This is a genomic window from Mycoplasmopsis pullorum (assembly GCF_001900245.1).
Taxonomy (GTDB): Bacteria; Bacillota_I; Bacilli_A; order Mycoplasmatales; family Metamycoplasmataceae; genus Mycoplasmopsis; species Mycoplasmopsis pullorum.
The window spans coordinates 803854-823847 of the sequence record NZ_CP017813.1; the positions used below are offsets into that span (position 1 = coordinate 803854).

Sequence of the window (19994 nt, forward strand, 5' to 3'; positions counted from 1 at the left end):
CTCTTAATTTCTCCATTGGGATAGAGATTTTTTAATTTTTTGCAATCAGGATTCTTTTTGTGTAGAAACCTTTAAAAATTGATTAATTGTTTGTGCTTGGTTATTTTCTAAAAGTAGACTATTTAGTTCATATTCACTAATACTTTGGAAAATAAATTCTTCTTCTGATAAGTGATTAGCAATAATTAATTCTTGTGTTTGAACTATACGCTTAAAAGCAAAGTTGAAATTCAAATTCTTGAAATTCAGATCATCAACTAAAAAACCACTTAAAGTTATTGTATTGATTCCAGTATTCAAATTCAAATTAGCCACAAATTGGTTGGTTTGGACTAACATTTTGCTTAAAAAATTTTGAAAAACTTCACGATAGAGTACCACCTCAGTGTCGTTAGTTTTATTAGCATTGAGTTGGTAAAAACAATACTTTTTATAAACTTGTTGCGAATCATCTATTTTTCAAGTCGCTTGTAGGTCCTTAAGAATGCTCTCTATCCCCATAGATGAGCCTAAGTAGTCCACAATTTGACCATTATAAATAAGTGCAACACTAAAATAGTTATAGTTTAAATCAAGATTAATGTTGAAACCACTTTCATTATATGAATTAAATCCTAATACTTGTGACTTCAGAACAAAATTTACGTTTTGAAAGTAGCTCTCAAAAATGTCTTTAACTTTGAGAAAGTTATGTGTGTTTGGTAAACTAAAGTAAGTTGCTAAAGTTTTTACTTTGTTTCCGTTTTTGTTGATTGGAAAATTTTTATATTCGTTAATTTGTGAATCATTTTCAACTAAAAACTGATATTGGTTCAGCTTTAAAATAATGTCATTGTTTTTATCTGCAAGTGCATTATAAATTAAACGATTAATTTCCAATTGATGATTGTTATTAACAATCTTATTTTCTACTTCAATTTCCTGATTTACCTTATTTAAAGTAATTTCAGGAAATTTTACATCATCAATAATAACATTTGTTACTACTGTTTTTAAAGTATGCTTAAGATCGAGTTCGTGGCTAATTTGCTCTAAAACTGATAGCAAAGTTTTAATATTAGTAGTCAATGGACCACTTGATTTAGCAAGTGTGAAAATTTTGTTATTTTTCACTTCATTAATTTGATAAACCATTTGGTCTGATTTAATTCAAAAATTAATGAATAATTGATTAGCCATCCCTCCTCCTTAGCTGATTTTCGTTAGTACTCGTAATTTCGCACTGCGTGAGCGTTTATTTTCGAGTAATTCCGCTTGACTTGGTTTTATCTGTCTTGCATTGTAATTTTTAATTTCGTTAACCGGCATTTTTGAAGGAAGTTTATCCTTAATTAAATTTCCAAAGAAATTTTTAACGATTTTATCTTCAAGAGAATGAAAGGTTATTATTGCTAAGTGACCGTTTGGTTTGAGTAAATCCAAGGAATCATTTAACATGGTTTGAATAGCATTAAATTCGTCATTTACTTCTATTCTAATGGCTTGAAACACCGCTTTAGCAGGGTTTTTCTGACGCAGAATCGCAGCAGGATAAGCACTTTTAATAACGTCAACTAATTCTAATGTGGTTGTGATAGGACGTGACTTAATAATAGCTTTCGCAACTTGCTTAGCAAGCTTTACATCAGCGTGTTTTATTAAGATTTGTGTCAGTGCAACCTCATCATAATTATTAACTATATAATAAGCATCAATTTCCTGATCTTGATTCATTCGCATATCAAGCCGAGCATCTTTATTGTAACTAAATCCACGTTCACTAATATCTAGTTGTGGTGATGAAACTCCTAAATCAGCAATTATTCCATCAACTTTATCAATTTTGAGCTTCATTAATTGTGATCGTATATTTCTGAAATCACTTCTTATCAAAATGAAATTATCAGCAATTTGACTTAGACGTTTGCAACTTTTTTCTATCGCATATTCATCTTTGTCAAAACCAATAAGTAACCCTTGTTGATTAAGTTTTTTTAATATCTCGGCTGAGTGTCCTCCTAGGCCAAGAGTTAGATCAACGTAAACTCCATCGGGTTTAATATCTAAACTCTCGATAGTTTCGTTTAATAACACTGAATAATGTTGTTGATTCATAACAAATTATGATGAAACTAATGATTGAGCGATTTGGGAAATTTTTTCGTCATCATATTCAGTTTCCATTTTTTCGTAAGACTCTTTTGCTCATAATTCAACAAAAGAACCTACACCAATAAAGATAATGTCTTTTTGGATAGCAAGTGAATCGATAATGTTTTTCGGTAAAAGAACACGTCCGTGCGAATCAACGCTAAGCTGCATTGCTCTCCCTAGAATCATTCTGCGAAGAGTTCTAGCATCTTTGTTGAAATGACTTTGTTGTTCAATGGTAGAAACATATTCGTTAAAATTTTCGATACTACGGAGTTCCGCATTACCGTCAAAGCCTATGGTTAGAAAAAAAGTGCTACCTAGAACATCCCGAAAGAGAGTTGGTAGTGTAATTCTATTCTTATCATCAAGCTTACGTTCTACTTGACCGTACATTCCAATTCCTCCCACTATCCACCACTATTCTACACATTTTCAAGCTCAGTGCAAAGAAAAAAATAAAAAATTTTAATTTTTTTATAGATTTAGTTAGAATTAAAAATTTTCACATTCGTCTTAAGCAAAAGCACTAAAAAAAGAAAAAAAGCATTTTTTAGTGCTTTTTTGCATCAAAAATTAATTTTTTCGATAATTTTTTAATATGTATATTCATCGTCATCTATGAAATAAAGTGGTACGATTTCTTCGGGGGTGGATTGGGACTCTAAAGCGTTTTTAATGTCGAATTTTGAGACGTGGTAGTAGAGACCATTTGTGCTCTTTAAATGTGAAATTTTGGTATATCAAGGTTCACGTCGAATTTCCTCTAAAAGTGCCTCCTCGGTTCAAAGACCGTATTCTTCAAAAATTGAATAAACACGTTTCATTTCAATTGGATCTTTGATTTTAAAACGGCGAGCATTGTCCAAACCATAAAAAGATTTTAATTTAGTTATTACAAAATCATCAACATTCATTTTCATAGCGACAGGAAATGGTCACAAATCATAATCAAGTACATATGATTTCACATAAAAATAAGTTAAATAACTTAATTTTTTTAAGGTTATTTTTGTATCATAAAGTTTGATACTTAAATCTTGAAACGAATATGAAACTTCACGTAATGTCATCATACTTTAATTATATGACTGCTAATGCGTTATTTCGACCAAAAGTGAATTTTTAAAATATATTTACCATTTTTAAGATAAAAATATGAAAAAAAATTCATATTTTGTGATAATTTGACAATATTTATCACATTAAGTTGCATAAAATAAACTAAATTGTGTTTTTTTGAAATCATTATTAATATTGTTTATGGCAAAAAATACCAGAATAAGAACTCAAGCTTCGCGAATATTGAATATTCAATTCAAAATTCGATAAAATTAAATAGTTATTAATATAAGAAAAATATAAGGAGCAATATGGTTACACAATATATTATTATCGGAGTTTCGGTTTTCATTGGTTTAAAATTAATTGTTTTAATCCTTTGAAAAACACTTAAGATTGTTTCAGAACGTGATTTTTATGTAGTCGAGAGACTTGGAAAATATAATCGTACTCTTACTCGTGGAATTCGTTTCTTAATACCATTTTTTGAAAAAATCGTAGTGCGTGATAACATTAAGGAAAAAGTTTTTGACTTCCCTGCTCAAAGTGTAATCACTAAAGATAACGCAACAATTAAAGTTGATACAGTTGTTTATTTACAAATCACTGATCCAAAATTGTTTGCTTATGGTGCTGAACAACCATTTCGTGCGATTGAAAACTTAACTTCAACAACTTTAAGAAATTTAATTGGTGAGTTGGAGTTAGACGAATCATTAACTTCTCGTGAAATGATTAACTCAAAATTAACTAACATTTTAGATAATGCTAGTGATGCATGAGGAATCAAAGTGAATAGGATTGAAATTCAAAATATTACTCCACCGCATGAAGTACAAGAAGCGATGATTCGTCAAATGCAAGCTGAACGTGATAAACGTGCACAAATTTTAGAAGCTGAGGGAATTAGACAAAGTAAAATCTTAAAAGCACAAGGTGAAAAAGAAAGTAAAATTTTAAACGCTGAAGCTGAAAAACGTGAAATGATTTTAAAAGCCGAAGCTGATAAAGAAAAGAGTATTTTAGAAGCTCAAGGTAAAAAACAAGCTATTGAATTATTAAACTCAAGTAATATTTCAAATGAAGTTTTAAATTTAAAAGCTATTGAACAACTTGGAATTTTAGCAAATGGAAATTCAACTAAAATCATTTTACCTCCAAATCTTTCATCAATTGCTTCAACTATGGTGACCGCAGCAGAAATATTTAAAGAAGAAACAAAAGATAAATAAAAAGAAAATCAAGGTAGCACCTTGATTTTTTTGTTTTTCATTGTTTTACAGTGTTATTAGTCAAATTTAGTTATAGATTTTTTTAAAAGACATCAAAATCTTTTTTGTATCTTGGAGCAATAAAGTAAATTGAACCTTCTGGAAAGATTTCATTAGCTTTGACTTCGTAAAGGCAATATCCATATTCATCTTTGTCACTTTGAGTTATCACATATCCAGCTCTTCAAGCTTTATCAGTTGGAGCGTGGTTACTAATAATAAATTGTTGTGAAAAATCATTTTCAAAACCATCAAATTTACCATGTTCTAAAGGTCGTGTTTCGTCGTCAATCAAGCATAAATTTTTACGATATTCATATGAGAAATTAGCATCTACAAAATGCAAGTCACGTGGTTTACCAGTTTTTGAATCAACGCGATCATAATCATAAATGCGATAAGTTAAATCACTTGGAGTTTGAGCTTCAATGACACGAATATTTGCTGCACCTTTAAAACCTAAACCATGAATACGTCCAGCAGGAATATCGATAAATTCACCTTTATTAACTCTCCGCACATTGAAGTATTCTTTGACTTTTTTCATATTTTTAATGATTCGAAAGTCCATTTCTTCTTCTTCGCGATTTAGTTCATCGAAAGTATCTCAATATCAAAAACTCATACCATGAACAATTTTTGATGTTCAATCCGCATCTAGAACAAATCATGATTCAGCTTTACCTTTTTCTCTTTCGTCTAAATCATAAGCAGCTCCATCACTTGGATGAATTTGAATTGAAAGCGGTTCGTCAGCTTGAATGATTTTGATTAATAAACCATCTTTGGTTTTTCTACCATTTTCATAGTAGGTTTCTTTTCCTTTAAGTGGACTACGTAATCATAGCTCATAACCTCAGATTTTTTCAACTTTAAACGGAATAATTTTTTTCATATAACCTCATTTCTCTTATATATTTATTTAATCACATAATTGAACAAGATTTGCAATATTAATTTTCTTTAAAAAAAATACCACATAATATGAAAAATTTCCATATATTTGAAATTTATAAAAAATTTTCTAAAAATCAAAAACGAGAAAAATAAACGATTTTTTACATAAATATTAAATATTTAGTTAAAAAATGATATTTTTGACTTTGAAAGAAAATTTAATTCGAATGAAAGTTATTTTAAAAACCACATAAAAATTTAAAATATTTATTGGTATAGGAGCAGTTTTATTACCATTTGAAAGGAGCTTAAATGAAATATTCGCAAAGTTTATGTGCTTTAAATTTATTTAAAGCAGAAGCACAAATTGATCAGTTAGTTCATGATGGTTTAGAATATATTCATCTTGACTTAGTTGATTATCATTACGCACCTAGTTTTGGTTTAAATTTTCAAACTATTGACTATATTATAAATAAATATCCTGAGTTAAATTATGATATTCATGCAATGGTTGATGATATTGAAATTTATTTACCACAAATTCATAAAATGAAAATTCAACGTGTTTCTTTTCCAATGGACAAAGCTGATGTTAATTTATTAAATAAATTAAAAAAACTATACCAACCAATTCAATTCGGAATTATGATCGAAGCTCATAATTTAGTTGATCCAGAATTAATTAATGCTTGTGATTTTGTAGTATTGATGACAATTGACAAAATCGGTGGTACCGGTGTTAAATTAAATCCGACACTTTTAGACAAAGTTGCACAAATAAGAGAAAGTAAACCACAAATGATGATTATTAGTGATGGTGGTTTAAGAGTAGAGAATGCACATTTATTCAAACAAGTCAATGTTAATGTTGCAGTTGGTGGATCGATAATTCTTAACTATCCACACGAGAAATACGAAAATTTCATGGATTATTGAAATAATGAGGTGGACCTTGAAAGAGACTAAAATAACAATCAATGCTTTAAACAGTGTTTGAGATTTTAAAAATTTAGATACTTTTGGATACGCATTTTGAGTTTTATGTGGTTTGATGATTTTAATTGCAATCGCAATTCTGATTTGACGGATCGTGACCAAACAAGAAGGTGATATTACCAAAAAGAACAAAAAGATCGGTTCACTTGATCCAAAAATGAATGATATTGCATTAGATATTTCAGCTACACCAAATACTAAAGTTTTATATAACATTTTATTTAAAAACAAATACTCAACAACTAATTACTCGCTTATACCAATTTTAATTTCCTATAAAAATAATTTATTTTTAGTTTCCAATCTAGTAAAAGCTAAACCAAAAAATGTAATCAAAATCGATCACAGTGGTATTTATAAAGGAATCGCTTCTGATAAACTCAAACGCGATAGTAATATTGATTTAAAATGATATAACCAAATCAATAAATTTATTATCAAGGAATGTCTTTTTAATGATAATTTCAAAATCCGTAACCTTATTTTGATTCAAAATGAGGTGCATGAAATGAAAAATTCGACCGATTTTTGCACTACAACTCCTTGAGATGTAACTGAAGTGATGGATAACTTGATTGCTCAAAATGATTGTGCAATTCCAAGTGAAATTATCAATGACGCACTCTATAAACTTAATTCTCGTAACTTGATTAAAATGAAAGTGACTAAAAAATAATGAGTTTAGAATTCAATTATTACACTGCAGCAGTCGCAATCGCATTTTTCTTAATTCATTTTATTTATTATTTTGTCTACCGTTTTATTAAATTACAAGCTTATAAAGATTCAAATTTAAAATTAAAATCAACTTCAATAGCTCTAGCTAAAGAAATTTTATTGAAACAAAATTGCAAACGTAGTCTTAAATTTAGCAACAATTATTTTCTCAATTGAAATCAAGAAAAACAAAAAATTCTTGTATTACCAAAAACAAATAATTCATTCAATGATCCTTATTATAGTTTTACAGTAGTTTCGCGAGCATTTTTAGCTTCGAAATTTACAAAAACAAATACCTACCTTGAATATAGTGCAAAATGAATATGATTTATCTTTAATTTAAACATAATTTGAACACTATTTTTTAATCTTTGAATAATATCAATAATCTTATTTGTTTTAAATATAGCATTATTCGCAATTGTATTATTTGTTAATCAAAAAGTAATTAATCTCGTTATGCTCTCAACGTTAGAATTTTTACAATGACAAGTTTCAACTCAAGAAGATTATGAAACAGTCAATAGTGTTGCTTTATTTTATCGCAAAGAATACTTAAATGTTTTTTTATCCTCGTTATTATGACCAATTAGTAGTTTCGGAATCTGATTTAAAAATTTAGGCAAAGATGAATAAAAATGAAATTCGAATTAAAGAACATTATTTAAGTATTTTCCGCGATGTTTATGACATGGATTCTGATGATTTGCAATATTGACAAAACAATTTAGATTCTATTTCTTTAGAAGAGTTCGAAAATAAATTAAATAAACTTAAGAAAAATAAATTAAATCAACTAAAAGAGCGAAATCAAAATCAAGGTGATGATATTATTTTTGATTTAGATGTTTCGGATGAAGAAAAAAATCCAAATTCATTCTGGATCATCAAGGGTTTACCAAAACCAAAGAAATTTAAAGCAACCACTTCTCGAAAATGAGGAGTAGTTGTGGTTTTAGCTTGAGCATTCGCTATGTTGTGTGTCTTGCTGATGTTTCTTTCCCTTGCGTTCTGAGTAAAAAAATAAGGAGTAAGTAAAAAATGTCAAATCTATTTAATCCAAAAATGACAAAGTATGTCAATGACAAACTAGATTGAGTTGAAGTGATAAATAAGGGAGTTGAAATTTTAGTTGAAAATGGTTATGCTAAACAAACTTTAGCTGATGCAATTTTAGAATCAACTAAACAATTCGGAGCGTATTACGTTTTAGAACGTGGATTAGCATTATTACACGCTGCACCTGGTGATTATGCTCTTAAAAATGGTACAAGTGTAATGATTTTGGATGATTTTGTAAGATTCAATAACCAAGAAGATAAGGAAGCACGTATTATTGTTACATTATCGGCTGTTGACTCTTCTAGTCACTTGAATATTTTGCAAGAATTTAGTCATTATTTCATGAATGATGAGTTCAAAAAGGAAATTCTTCAAGTTAAAAATATTGAAGAATTTTGAAATTTAATCGATAAATATAAAGCTTAAGAAAGCAAATAAGGAGAAAAAATGGTTATTCAAACAGTATGTGGTTCTGGTTTAGGTTCATCTTTATTAGTTGAAATGAACACAAAAATGGTTTTAGATTCTTTAGGTGTGGAATACGATTCAGTTGAACACACAAATGTTTCATCATTCACTGGTAATGGTGTTGATTATGTTGTTGTAGGAGCTGACGTTGCACCTGCACTTGACTTTCCAGAAGAAAGAAAAATTGTGTTAATAAACATCCTTTCAAAAGATGAATTAACACAAAAATTAAAAGAAAAATTAGGATTATAATCGAATAATCCAAATAAAAAACAGCCTTGTGGCTGCTATTCCTAAAACAATTATATCAGATTTAATGAATTGAGGAGAAAAATGTTCTTTCTTGAATTTATAAAACAATTTTTATCAACTCCTGCTTTCGTTGTTGGTATTTTCACCTTGATTGGTGCGGTTGTTTTACGTAAGAGTTTCTCACAAATTCTAATTTCATCATTTAAAGTTACAATTGGATTCTTAATTTTAGGTGGTGGAGCTGGAGTTCTTGTTGGATCTCTTGGTAAATTCCAATCAGTTTTTGAATATACCTATGGATTAAAAGGTGTTATTCCTAACAACGACGGTTTTGCCGGAGTTTTAACAAATGTGTCTGACATTGCCAATGTTGGTTCACTCATCATGATTGTAGGTATGATTCTTAACCTAATCTTAGCTGCAACATCACGTTTCAAATACGTATATCTTTCAGGTCACGTGTTGTTCTATACATCACTTATGATTGCTGCTGTATTTATTACATTAGGATTTGATCCAAAACAAACTGCTGATTTCTTCCTAATTTTATTCTCTGGTGCTGCTTTATTAGCATCATACATGGTTATTTCTCCTGCTTTACAACAAAGACACATGAACATGATCATTGGAACTAACGAAATCGGTCTTGGTCACACAGGTGGATTTGGTTACGCACTTAGCGGATACATCGGAGAAGGTATCGGTAAATTGATGAAAGGAAAAGTTCTTTCAACAGAATCAATTAAATTCCCTAAATCACTTTACTTCTTTAGAAACTCATTAGTTTCTTTATCAATTACAATTTTAATTTTCTATATGTTCGCATTCTTACCTGGTGGTATTAAATATCAACTTAATGCTGCTAAATGAGCAGAAGCACTAGGTGGTACAGAAAAAGATGCCTTTTTAGCTGCACAAGGTGACACATTCTTACCATACTACGAAACAATTTCAGGTGGTAACTGACTTGTAACAATGTTTGTTCAAGCCTTTACATTTACTGCTGGAGTTGAAATTATGCTTTCTGGGGTTAGATTATTTATCGGTGAACTTGTTCCAACATTCAAAGCTTTCTCAGATAAATTAATTAAAAACTCTAAAGCTGCTGTTGACTGTCCTGTTGTATTCCCTTACGCTCCAAATGCTGTGTTAATCGGATTCATTTCAAGTTTCGCAGCCGGATTAATTGGTATGGCTGTTACAATCGGATTAAACAAAGTTAGCTCATCAATCTTAATTATTTTACCTGGATTAGTTCCTCACTTCTTCTTAGGAGCTACTTCAGGGGTATTCGGAAACGTTAAAGGTGGAATTGTTGGTGCTATTGTAGGTCCATTTGTACATGGATTAATTATTACAATCGTTCCTTTAATTTTCCTTCTTGGAAATTGAGTACCTGCTACAAGCGAAGTTCTTAAAGCTTTAGTACCTCCAAAAGAACAAGACGGTATTTCATCTCTTAACTGAGGTGACACTGACTACATCATCGGTGCTGTTCCTGGATTATTAGGAAAAATTAACAAATGAGCTGGTATGATTGCTCCATTTGTAATTTACCTTGGATTAATGGTGGATGGTTTCATTTCAAAATTATTCAAAAAAAACAAAGAAGTTAAAGTTGCTTAATTAAATAAAAAAAGACGGTTCATTATCAACCGTCTTTTTCTTATTTAATTTGTTGTTCGTATTGTTCGATAATTAACTCGAGCGCTTTAACTCTTTGTGTGTTTTGTGTGATGCTTGGACCACCGATGATATTTTTCGCATTAACACAGGCATAAATGTCAATTGCACCAAAAACGTCTGATTCAATTCGTGAGTCAATCGATTGCAATTGAGCTAAAGTTAATTGATTGATTTCTTTGTTTAAACTTAATGCTAACGCCACAATTTTACCAACAATGTGGTGTGCTTCACGGAAAGGAATTTGCTTTTTAACCAAATAATCAGCTAAATCAGTCGCATTCAAAAATCCGCTTTTAGCACTGTTTAACATTTTTTCTTTATTTACTGTTCAAGTTGCTATCATAGCACTAAAGACTGGTAGAATTTGTTTTAAAGTGTCAACGCTGTCAAAAATAGTTTCTTTATCTTCTTGCAAGTCTTTATTGTAAGCTAGTGGTAAACCTTTCATAATGGTTAGCAAACTAATCAGATTACCAAAAACTCTTCCGGTTTTTCCACGAGTGAGTTCTGCAATATCAGGATTTTTCTTTTGTGGCATCATGCTGCTACCGGTACTATAAGCGTCATCTAAAGTAATAAAGTTAAATTCATTGGTTGATCACAAAATAATTTCTTCGCTAAATCTTGAGAGATGCATAATCAAAATTGATAAATCAGAAGCAAGTGCAATTACATAATCCCTGTCGCTCACTGCATCCAAGGAATTAAGAATTACGCCATTGAATCCCAATTCTTGAGCGGTAAACACACGCTTTAAAGGATGAGTTGAAGTTGCAAGTGCACCGGCCTCGAGTGGGGAATAATTCATCATGCTGTAAGTATTATTTAATCTTTGAAAATCTCTTAAAAGCATATCGACATAGGCAAATAAGTGATGAGCAAAGGTTATTGTTTGTGCTTTTTGTAAGTGTGTGTAACCAGGCATTATTGTGTCCAGATTAACTTTAATTTGATTTTTTAAAACTTTAATTAAATTTAAAATCAAAGATTGTAAAAACTTAATTTCTTTTTTAAGGTACATTCTTAAATCCACAGCTACTTGATCATTTCTTGAACGACCAGTGTGGACTTTTTTACCAATATCACCAATCCTTTTGGTTAATTCAGCTTCGATAAACATATGAATATCTTCAGCATTTTCATCAATAATCAATTCACCTGAGATGATTTGATTTTTAATTTTATACAACTCTTGCTCAAGCAGTTGTAATTCTTCAGAACTTAAAATGTTAATTTGATTTAACATTTTAGCATGTGCGATGGTACCGTCAATGTCTTCACAAAACATTCTTTGGTCAAACTTAATTGACGAATTTAACTGATCTACTAGTGAATCAGTTTCTTTACTAAAACGTCCTGCTCAAAGTTTTGACATTATTTTTGTCCTTCATTTTTCTTTTTCATTTGAGCAATTGTCTTACTTGAAAGTCCAAAAAGATTAATAAATCCAGTTGCATCACCTTGATTATAAACTTGATCTTCATTAAAGGTTGATAATTCTTCATCATGTAATGAGTATGGTGAACTAATACCATTTGGAATTACGTTACCTTTATATAATTTTAGTTTTACAACTCCAGTTAAGTTTTCATTTAATGAATCAACAAATTTGTCCAATGCTTCTTTAAGTGGATGGAATCACATTCCATCATAAACTAATTCAGAGTATTTTTGAGCAACTAAATCTTTATAGTGTAATGTTGGTCTATCTAAACATAAAAGTTCTAATTCTCTGTGAGCAGCATAGTAAATTGTCCCGCCTGGGGTCTCGTATACACCTCTCGATTTCATACCAACAAGTCTATTTTCAACGATGTCAATAATCCCAATTCCGTTTTCTCCACCGATTTTGTTTGCGTATTCTAACATTTCGACGTCCCCAGTCACATTGTCGACTCTAACTGGGACACCTTTGTTAAATTCAATTTCAATTTCAGTCACTTCATCTTTTGCTTTAAAGGGACTTTTGCCAAATTTTAATAATGAATCATATTTTGGTGTGTTTTGCGGAAATTCTAAATCCATTCCTTCGTGACTTAAATGTCAGATGTTTTGGTCTCTTGAGTAATTTTCTTCTTTAGTTACTGGTACTGGAATGTTTCTTTTTTGTGCGTATTCAATTTCTTGATCTCTTGATTTGATTTCTCAAAATCTTCAAGGAGCAATAATTTTCATTTCAGGAGCAAGTGATTTAATTGCTAATTCAAATCTAACTTGATCATTCCCTTTTCCGGTGCAACCGTGTGCAATTGCAGTACAGTTTTCTTGTTTTGCAATTTCAATCATTCTTTTTGCAATACATGGTCTTGCAGTTGAAGTTCCTAATAAATATTTTCCTTCATATATTGCGTTTGCTTTAAGTGTTGGATAAACGTAATTTTTAATAAAATCTTCGTTTAAGTCTTCGATATAGACTTTTTCAGCACCACATTTAAGTGCTTTTTGTGTTATTTCTTCATGATTTGTTTGTGTCCCTAATTCACCTAACATAGCGACAATTTCGCAATCATAATTTTCCATAAGTCATGAAATCATAACAGATGTGTCTAAACCACCTGAATAAGCTAATAAAATTCTTTCTTTTTGTTGTTTTTGATTATTTGTTGTATTCATTTTGTGTTTTCCTTTTCATTTACGAGCGTATATAATAATGTAGTTATAAATTTAAAATAGATATAGATGTCAATAAAAATGCAAACTCAATTACAAATTAGTTTGTTTTTATTGGATAAAAAGTGATTTTTGTAACTTAAAAAGCAAATAAAAAATGCATTTTTATTTGTTCTTTTAATTTAAAAATAAAAATTATTATAGAAAAAAAATAAATCTAGCGAAGATTTGAATTATTAACTACACGTCGCAATGAAAGGAAAGAAGCAAATGTTTGTGACATTTGCACTTGTTTATTGTTTTGATTATTTGAATTAATAAACATTTCTATCCCTTTCCTTTTTCGAGTTAATATTCAATTAACGCAATAAATTATATATAAGTTTGGAAAAAACAAAAATATAATCACAATCATTTATTAATTAACTTGAGAAGTTTTATAATTTTTTTATTCAACTTAAATTATGCGAGGTTCTGTGAATCGAAATTTTCCGAAAAATTTTGAGAGTGTCAAAAACATGGTGGACATAAGTGATTAAAATAATTCACTCATTTATATTTTTAATTATATTATAAATGACTCATAAATAAAGTTAAAATAAAAAAACATAATAAAACATCGGTACAAAGATACCGAAACTAATGCTAAGGACACAAAATTTTTATTTTAAAAAACAGAGATTCAATTGAATATACTGTTTTAGGTTTAAAAACTTGATATTTTATCTTAGAAACGATTGACTCTGCTTCGCAAGTGTAATTATTAATATAACATGAAATGTTGTTTTTATAATTGTTAATAAAGGATTGAATTTGTCTGATTTTCGAACTAGGAATTAAGCTTTGATACTGCACAATAAAATTCTTCAAATATTTAATAATTTGTTGTATGTCTCTATTTTTAAGTAATTTCTGAAATGTTTGAGTGAGCTTAAAATTGTGCTTTTGTTCAATTTTACTAATTCAGTGACGATTTGATTTATAATGTGTTTCGTTTTTACGAAACAGCAACAAATCAAAAAATGCTTTAGTAAAATGAAATGAATCAAGAATATGTTTTGCTCCTAAGCTGTGTGCGATTTTCTTAAACACACGAGCATTATCGGATAAAACATTAATTTGATTAATATTAGACGCATAATGACTAATTTGTTTTTGTAATTCTGTGACGAACTCATGATGCGTTTTGAATTGATTTAATCGATAAATGTGAATTTTGGTTTTAATTATTTCATTGCTGTGACAATTCAAAAACTTAAAATAGACCAAACGAAAAGCAACTAATTGATTATTTTTGTTAATAACGACCGTCTTATAAAAATCATCAAGATGAATATCAATGTTCACCTTGTGCTGAATTCCTGCTTTAGATTTCAAAGAATTTTGTGTTTGTGAGAATTTTTCATATTGAGCAATTAATTTCTTTTTACTCATATATAAAAATGATCGTGACGGAACATTACAAATCAAATTCAACGACGAAAGATTTGCATTAGCTAAAAAAGTCGAGCACAAGGTTTCATAAACAAATGCTCGATCATATTTTTCAGCACTAATTCAGGCCAAATTTGGAATTGGAATATACTTAAAAACTTTGTTTTTACCATTGATTTTTTGACTATAACAATAGATTGTAAAAACGTATTTTTGATTAAATGAAATAATTTCTTTTTCTCTTTTACAATGAAAATAAATCTTATTTTGAATCCTTTGTTTTGATTCATAAAACTCTTTTTGCATTTGATTTCATGTCGCAACAGTGAAGCAATTTATTCTCTCATATTGTAAGGTTGAATTAAGTTTAGTTCACATATATTAATTTTATTAAAAAAGCGACAAATAAAAAACTGAAGTTGTCTTTTAGGACACTTCAGTCACAAACGAATTATATTTTCTAATTACTTCTTTTTTATTTTTTAATTTTGTTTATGTTTTTTAATAGGAACATATTAACCTATGCTATAGGTGTATAAGTTATAAATTTAGAGTTTTTATTTTGCTTTTTTGGTTAATTCTTTGAAAATGTTTCACTGATGAATAAAATAAGCAATTAAAGCAAAAAATATTGATGTTACTGCTAAGATAATGTTTATTCGCATCAAGGTTTTAATATCTTGTGATGCGACTATAAACAATGTATTTACTTGTGAATTTAAAACGAATGCATGAACAAAAGCAATCATTCCAACTAAAAATAATAAAGATAAAATAACTGCGATAATAATTTTTGGCTTCTTGCCATTTAAAATTACTGAAACGATTAAGAAACTGATCAAAGGAATAGTGACAAAGGCGATTATTTTATAGTTAACTTTCATAAATGCATAAGTTAAAATTCAAATCATAAACATAATTGAATAGAATAAGCATGATGGAATTGCAAAAAGATAAAATTGTCTTAAGATTCCCAACACACCACTTTTAATTCCTCTAAAGATACTTCTTTTTGGTTTTGTTTGTTCTTTTTCGATTTTTATACCTCCTGTTCGCATCAATATTATAAACTTTTTTCATAATATATGGAAACGTTTTCTGAATATATTGAAATTTTGTCGTTTATTTTTTTGAGTCGATGGCGAGTTTTAATTTGTTTAAGTATGTGTTATTTTCGCTTTCAAACTTGAAATTACTAATTCTAACAATTGGATAATTTTTTGATCTAATAAAATCATTCTTTTTCTTTTGATCTAACATGTCTTCAAAACTTTCGGAATTTGCTGTATCGTCTAAACTAATTCCGACTAAAAAGTTTTGAGTTTTCTTATCTAAAATGGCTAAATCGATTGGATAAGAACCAATTGCATAATTGGGGACAATTTCGATACGATTAGCGAAATCTTGTGCTTTAATTCAATCAATTACTTCTATTTCAAAGTAACTTTTCTTCTTTTGATCTTGTTTTTCAAGTTCTAAAATTGTGTAATTCTTCTTTGCTGTGGTACTTAAATCTAAAAACTTAAGTCATTCCTTAAAAGTTACTAAATTGATGTTGTTATTTGGTATGACATTTTCATTATTGATTGATTTAACCACAATTAACTTGTCTTTTGCTCGTGTAATAGCAACATTTAACGCATTACGTCCATTTCCGGTACCGATGTAGGTGCTTGAAAGTTTTGCGTCACTTGTGTATCCAATTGAAACAATTACAATATCAGCTTCATCGCCTTGAATATTTTCTAAATTACGCAATAAAATACCGTCTTCAAGTTTTTCAAAGAGTTTTGGTTCACTTTTAGCGATTAAACTACGAATATAATCTTGCTGTTTACGATTAAAAGTCAAAATAATCATCGATTTGTTTTCGACAAGATATTTTTTGGCTAATTCGATCACTTTTTTAGCTTCAACATCATTTTTATTGTCTTTTCAAGTTCCTTTAGTGTTATAAACTAGGATCGAATCTAAATCTGATGCGTTAAAATAATCTAATCCCTTGAGTCGACTTTCATAAAATTCTTTTGATGAGAAGAGAATTAATTCCGATGCATTACTACGGTAATTCATTTCTAAGAAAAATTTTGGTAAATTATTTTGTAATGCTCAATCTAAAATCGAAACAACCTTGTCCACGCTGTACTCGTCTTCAATTTCATTGTCCCTCTTGTTGAATCAGTTAGTTGGTTGCATTTGTTGAGTGTCACCAGCGATGATGACTTTGTCCGCAAGCGAAACAAATGGTAGAGCTTTTTCAAGGAAAATTTGAGATGACTCATCAAAAATAATGTAGTCAAAATGATCCTTTTCAAAATCGATGAAATTGGCCAAAATTTCAGGAGTACCAACAAAAATATTGTAGATTTCTTTTAAAAGGTCTTTATATTTATTTACAAACAATGACGGAGTGGTTTCAGCACGTGAAATCTTACCTAAAAAGGTATTAACCACCACGTTATTGGACTCATTTTGCTTGTACGCTTCAAGTTTTTTGCGTGCAGTGAGCGACACGCGTTTAGACATGTTTTCTAATTGCTCCGGTGTGGTATTTTGGTTATTTTTATTATCAATAAAATCACGATATTCATTTTCTAATAGGTCAAATTTGCGTAAGGTATTAAAGTTGATTATCGATCCAATTGTAATGAAGTCCTTAAGGTCAAAATTGCTTAAATTACCTTTAAATAAGTTCTTAATAGCTTTTGCTTTACGACATTTAACGCGAAATTCTTTGCTGTATTTTAGTGGTGTTAAACTCTTATACCATTGATTATCATGTTGATTTAATCTTTGACTTAAATGTTTTTTCTTGATTGGATTTTTACTATCGTAAATTTGAGCATAAGTTTTTAGCTCATTTCGTGTATTAAAATTGTTTTCAAATAACGAATAAAAAAGTTTAATATCTTCTAAATGTCGCTCAATGTCCCCAGCTTTTTTGATTCGAAAATAAGCTCGTAAGTCCTTTTTAGGGGACGAAATCAAATCTTGTTTGGCCTCAAAATAATTTGTTTCAATAGTCTTGAAAAATTTTTCTTCGTTTTTTGGTATCAACACATTATCATTGACACTTCGAATCTGATTATAAAATTCATAGAGTGGTTTATAAAAGTAGGTTTTTTCGTACTTAGTTGATTTATTTGACTCGAAAAACTGAAAAACTAAATTTGAGTACTTACCAAGACGCTTGAGCACTACATCCAAAGCAACTTTTTTCTGTGAAATAAAGAGTGCTCGCTTATTATTTTCCAAAATATTGACAAGGATGTTGGCGATGGTTTGACTCTTACCTGTCCCAGGCGGACCAACAATCACAGCTGAGTTGGACAAGGAACCAACAATTGCCTTTTCTTGTGTTAAATCGGTTGACATAATCCGAATTAATTTTGATTTTTCAACTACATCATTTATTACTTGATGTTCGTGATTAACTAAATAATCGTTTTGAATCAAGTTATCAATTTTTTTACTGATAATTAGGTTATAAAGTGCTTCACGTAAAGTATTCCCTAGGGGATGACAAACGATTAAAGCGACTCCAGGTTTAATTTCTAAGGTTGAAAAAATCTCTTGTTCGGAATTCTTAATGTATTCCTTAAGTGGTGCGATAAACTCAATATCATCGTCAAAATTTAAGTTTTTTGCTTCTTTTTTAAAGGTTTCGAGCGTTTTATCAACCGCATCTTTAAGCGAGTTATTATCAAAACTCTCTAAATTTGGTAAAGCATTATTTGTGACTTTATTTAACGCATAAAGCAATTTTTCATTAAAGATAACGGAATTTTCACGCGAGCTAAACACTACTTTGTTGCGTCGAATTGAAACGTTAATTGGTTTAAGTAAAAGCGGAGCATAAAAAGAAAAATCCGCACCATTTGAATACTTAATAAAGCATGAACCAATAAAAAGCGGTCACATACCAGTTTCAGTATAAATTTCTTGTATTCGATTAATATGTTCTTTTCATTCTTTATAAAATGATGAGTTTTTATTATTAATTTTTTCGACGAATGACTCTATATTTGAATCAAAATCGCTTTTTAATAGGTTTAAATCTTTTTTAGTGATTTTAGTGTTTGTTTCTTGTGATCATTTAAGTAAAGTGTCTAAGTTTTGACAATCACTCGCTTTAATGGTCGCGTTTCTTTCTTCTGGAGATTCTAGTTCGTATTCAAAATCTTTACTATTGAAAATATTTTTGACTTCTTTTTTTGGTAGGATTTTTAACAAATCCTGATTTATTTTAGATGTGTGATAAAAAATAGCATTATCACCTTTAGATTGAATATCGAGCAAATTATTAAGTAATTTTTGATATTTCGCATCGATATTAATCAAGTTTTGTGTCTTTTTAAAAAGAGCCATTTATCCTCCTTTTTTGGTTGCTTTAAAATTAAAAATAACTAAATTAGTTCAAATTAAGTCCAAAATATTACTTTTTAATCATTTTTCGAATAAATTTTCACAAAAGGATTGCCAAAGGAATTAATGCGATAATTGACAAAATCACATAACCAATAAAATATCTACGGTTTAAAATGTTTTTCCGCTCATCAACTAATTTTTCAATTTGATAAAAATCTTCTTGGAATGTCGCAACAATTAGTTTGTTTTTGTAATTGATAATGAGTTTTCACATTACGATAAATGCACTAAAAATGATAATAATTAATAAATTAATCAAGCTAAAGGTGTTCAAATTACCAAAACTTTGGAATAACATTTGTGAAATATTTAGTTGAATATGATAATTTCCATCAACGGAACCTGCATCAATTACCGTATGACGCAATAAATAAACGATTAACGTGAATAAACCATAAAAAGTGACTACATAAGCTAAAATTCAATTAAGGTGTAATTGCAATAAATTCAATTTCTTATATTCTTTGTAGAATAGTGCACTGGTACCATTGTAAAATTGTTGTTTTCCATCTTCACGTAGTGAAATTAATAGTCGTTTGATAAAACGATATTTCAAACTAAAATGGACAAGTGAAAACAACGAAATTAATAAAATCAACGGTAAAAGAAATTTTAAATTGGTCATACCAAAAAATGTATTTTCTAGCAATTTAGCGATTCAACATCCAATCAAAATGCCGCTAGTAATTAAAAATGAGAGCGAAATTAAGATCAAGAGTAATGACGTTTTACGCTGTAAATTAACGATTCCAATGACATAAGAGAGATTTTGTGGTACGAGTTTTTTTGGAATTTGTCCCTCTGAATTGTCTTGAGTGTCCCCTGGGACAGTTGAGTTGTGCGAGTTGCTCATGTTGAGACTATTTTGCACAACTGAATTGACTACGTTGGTTGTTTGTAGCGGTGCGGAATCACTTTTGTTATTGCTTTTGAATTTTCAAAATGTAGTAGGATTAAATTTCATCTTCCTCCTTT

The 19994-nt window shown here is 29.3% G+C and carries 19 protein-coding genes; 8 read left to right on the forward strand and 11 right to left on the reverse strand.

The genetic code is table 4. The features are described 5' to 3' along the window. Positions 1–3 precede the first annotated feature (3 nt). The 4 genes from BLA55_RS03310 to BLA55_RS03325 all read right to left on the reverse strand — a co-directional run bounded on the left by BLA55_RS03310 (position 4) and on the right by BLA55_RS03325 (position 3206). Positions 4–1179 carry an MAG3720 family protein gene (locus tag BLA55_RS03310; RefSeq protein ID WP_073372666.1) on the reverse strand — a complete coding sequence of 392 codons (1176 nt, stop codon included), beginning with the start codon at positions 1177–1179 and terminating at the stop codon, positions 4–6. 9 nt (positions 1180–1188) lie between these two features. Continuing rightward, a complete protein-coding gene (gene rsmH, locus BLA55_RS03315; protein WP_073372667.1) occupies positions 1189–2094 on the reverse strand; it encodes a 16S rRNA (cytosine(1402)-N(4))-methyltransferase RsmH in 906 nt (301 codons plus the stop codon). A gap of 6 nt (positions 2095–2100) precedes the next feature. Continuing rightward, positions 2101–2526 (reverse strand): division/cell wall cluster transcriptional repressor MraZ, encoded by a 426-nt coding sequence (locus tag BLA55_RS03320; RefSeq protein ID WP_073372668.1) that lies wholly within the window; start codon positions 2524–2526, stop codon positions 2101–2103. Between the two features lie 200 nt (positions 2527–2726). Further along, positions 2727–3206, reverse strand: a complete 480-nt coding sequence (locus tag BLA55_RS03325) for a hypothetical protein (RefSeq protein ID WP_073372669.1) — start codon at positions 3204–3206, stop codon at positions 2727–2729. A 297-nt stretch (positions 3207–3503) separates the two neighbouring features. Between BLA55_RS03325 and BLA55_RS03330 the strand changes: the two genes are divergently transcribed. Continuing rightward, complete coding sequence (locus tag BLA55_RS03330; RefSeq protein ID WP_073372670.1) at positions 3504–4424, forward strand: SPFH domain-containing protein; 921 nt, start codon at positions 3504–3506, stop codon at positions 4422–4424. Positions 4425–4506: 82 nt separating this feature from the next. Here the strand turns inward: BLA55_RS03330 and BLA55_RS03335 are convergent, their stop codons facing one another. After that, positions 4507–5358 carry a class I mannose-6-phosphate isomerase gene (locus tag BLA55_RS03335; protein ID WP_073372671.1) on the reverse strand — a complete coding sequence of 284 codons (852 nt, stop codon included), beginning with the start codon at positions 5356–5358 and terminating at the stop codon, positions 4507–4509. 314 nt (positions 5359–5672) lie between these two features. On the opposite strand from BLA55_RS03335, the gene BLA55_RS03340 reads away from it, so the two are divergent. From BLA55_RS03340 to BLA55_RS03370, 7 genes are all read left to right on the forward strand, one after another. After that, a complete protein-coding gene (locus BLA55_RS03340) occupies positions 5673–6329 on the forward strand; it encodes a hypothetical protein (RefSeq protein WP_073372672.1) in 657 nt (218 codons plus the stop codon). Beyond that, positions 6316–7035: a hypothetical protein gene (locus tag BLA55_RS03345; protein WP_073372673.1), complete on the forward strand. Its 720-nt coding sequence runs from the start codon at positions 6316–6318 to the stop codon at positions 7033–7035. The genes BLA55_RS03340 and BLA55_RS03345 overlap by 14 nt, the downstream gene beginning before the upstream one ends. Beyond that, the gene (locus BLA55_RS03350; protein ID WP_073372674.1) at positions 7035–7715 is read left to right on the forward strand and encodes a hypothetical protein; all 681 of its coding nucleotides are present in this window, start codon (positions 7035–7037) and stop codon (positions 7713–7715) included. Before BLA55_RS03345 ends, BLA55_RS03350 begins: the two co-directional genes overlap by 1 nt. Further along, positions 7708–8106, forward strand: a complete 399-nt coding sequence (locus BLA55_RS03355; protein ID WP_073372675.1) for a hypothetical protein — start codon at positions 7708–7710, stop codon at positions 8104–8106. Before BLA55_RS03350 ends, BLA55_RS03355 begins: the two co-directional genes overlap by 8 nt. A gap of 14 nt (positions 8107–8120) precedes the next feature. Next, positions 8121–8567: a PTS sugar transporter subunit IIA gene (locus tag BLA55_RS03360; protein ID WP_073372676.1), complete on the forward strand. Its 447-nt coding sequence runs from the start codon at positions 8121–8123 to the stop codon at positions 8565–8567. Between the two features lie 21 nt (positions 8568–8588). Next, positions 8589–8861: a PTS sugar transporter subunit IIB gene (locus BLA55_RS03365; protein WP_073372677.1), complete on the forward strand. Its 273-nt coding sequence runs from the start codon at positions 8589–8591 to the stop codon at positions 8859–8861. An 81-nt stretch (positions 8862–8942) separates the two neighbouring features. Further along, a complete protein-coding gene (locus BLA55_RS03370) occupies positions 8943–10487 on the forward strand; it encodes a PTS sugar transporter subunit IIC (RefSeq protein ID WP_073372678.1) in 1545 nt (514 codons plus the stop codon). A 40-nt stretch (positions 10488–10527) separates the two neighbouring features. Here BLA55_RS03370 and argH read toward each other — a convergent pair whose 3' ends face one another. From argH to BLA55_RS03400, 6 genes are all read right to left on the reverse strand, one after another. Beyond that, positions 10528–11922 carry an argininosuccinate lyase gene (argH, locus tag BLA55_RS03375; protein WP_073372679.1) on the reverse strand — a complete coding sequence of 465 codons (1395 nt, stop codon included), beginning with the start codon at positions 11920–11922 and terminating at the stop codon, positions 10528–10530. After that, complete coding sequence (locus BLA55_RS03380; protein ID WP_073372680.1) at positions 11922–13160, reverse strand: argininosuccinate synthase; 1239 nt, start codon at positions 13158–13160, stop codon at positions 11922–11924. Before BLA55_RS03380 ends, argH begins: the two co-directional genes overlap by 1 nt. Before the next feature lie 642 nt (positions 13161–13802). Next, positions 13803–14897, reverse strand: coding sequence for a hypothetical protein (locus BLA55_RS03385; protein WP_073372681.1), 1095 nt, complete (start codon positions 14895–14897; stop codon positions 13803–13805). Between the two features lie 251 nt (positions 14898–15148). Further along, complete coding sequence (locus BLA55_RS03390) at positions 15149–15649, reverse strand: hypothetical protein (protein ID WP_073372682.1); 501 nt, start codon at positions 15647–15649, stop codon at positions 15149–15151. 64 nt (positions 15650–15713) lie between these two features. Then, the gene (locus BLA55_RS03395) at positions 15714–18959 is read right to left on the reverse strand and encodes an AAA domain-containing protein (protein ID WP_073372683.1); all 3246 of its coding nucleotides are present in this window, start codon (positions 18957–18959) and stop codon (positions 15714–15716) included. Positions 18960–19026: 67 nt separating this feature from the next. Then, complete coding sequence (locus tag BLA55_RS03400; RefSeq protein WP_073372684.1) at positions 19027–19983, reverse strand: MSC_0882 family membrane protein; 957 nt, start codon at positions 19981–19983, stop codon at positions 19027–19029. Positions 19984–19994: the final 11 nt, after the last annotated feature.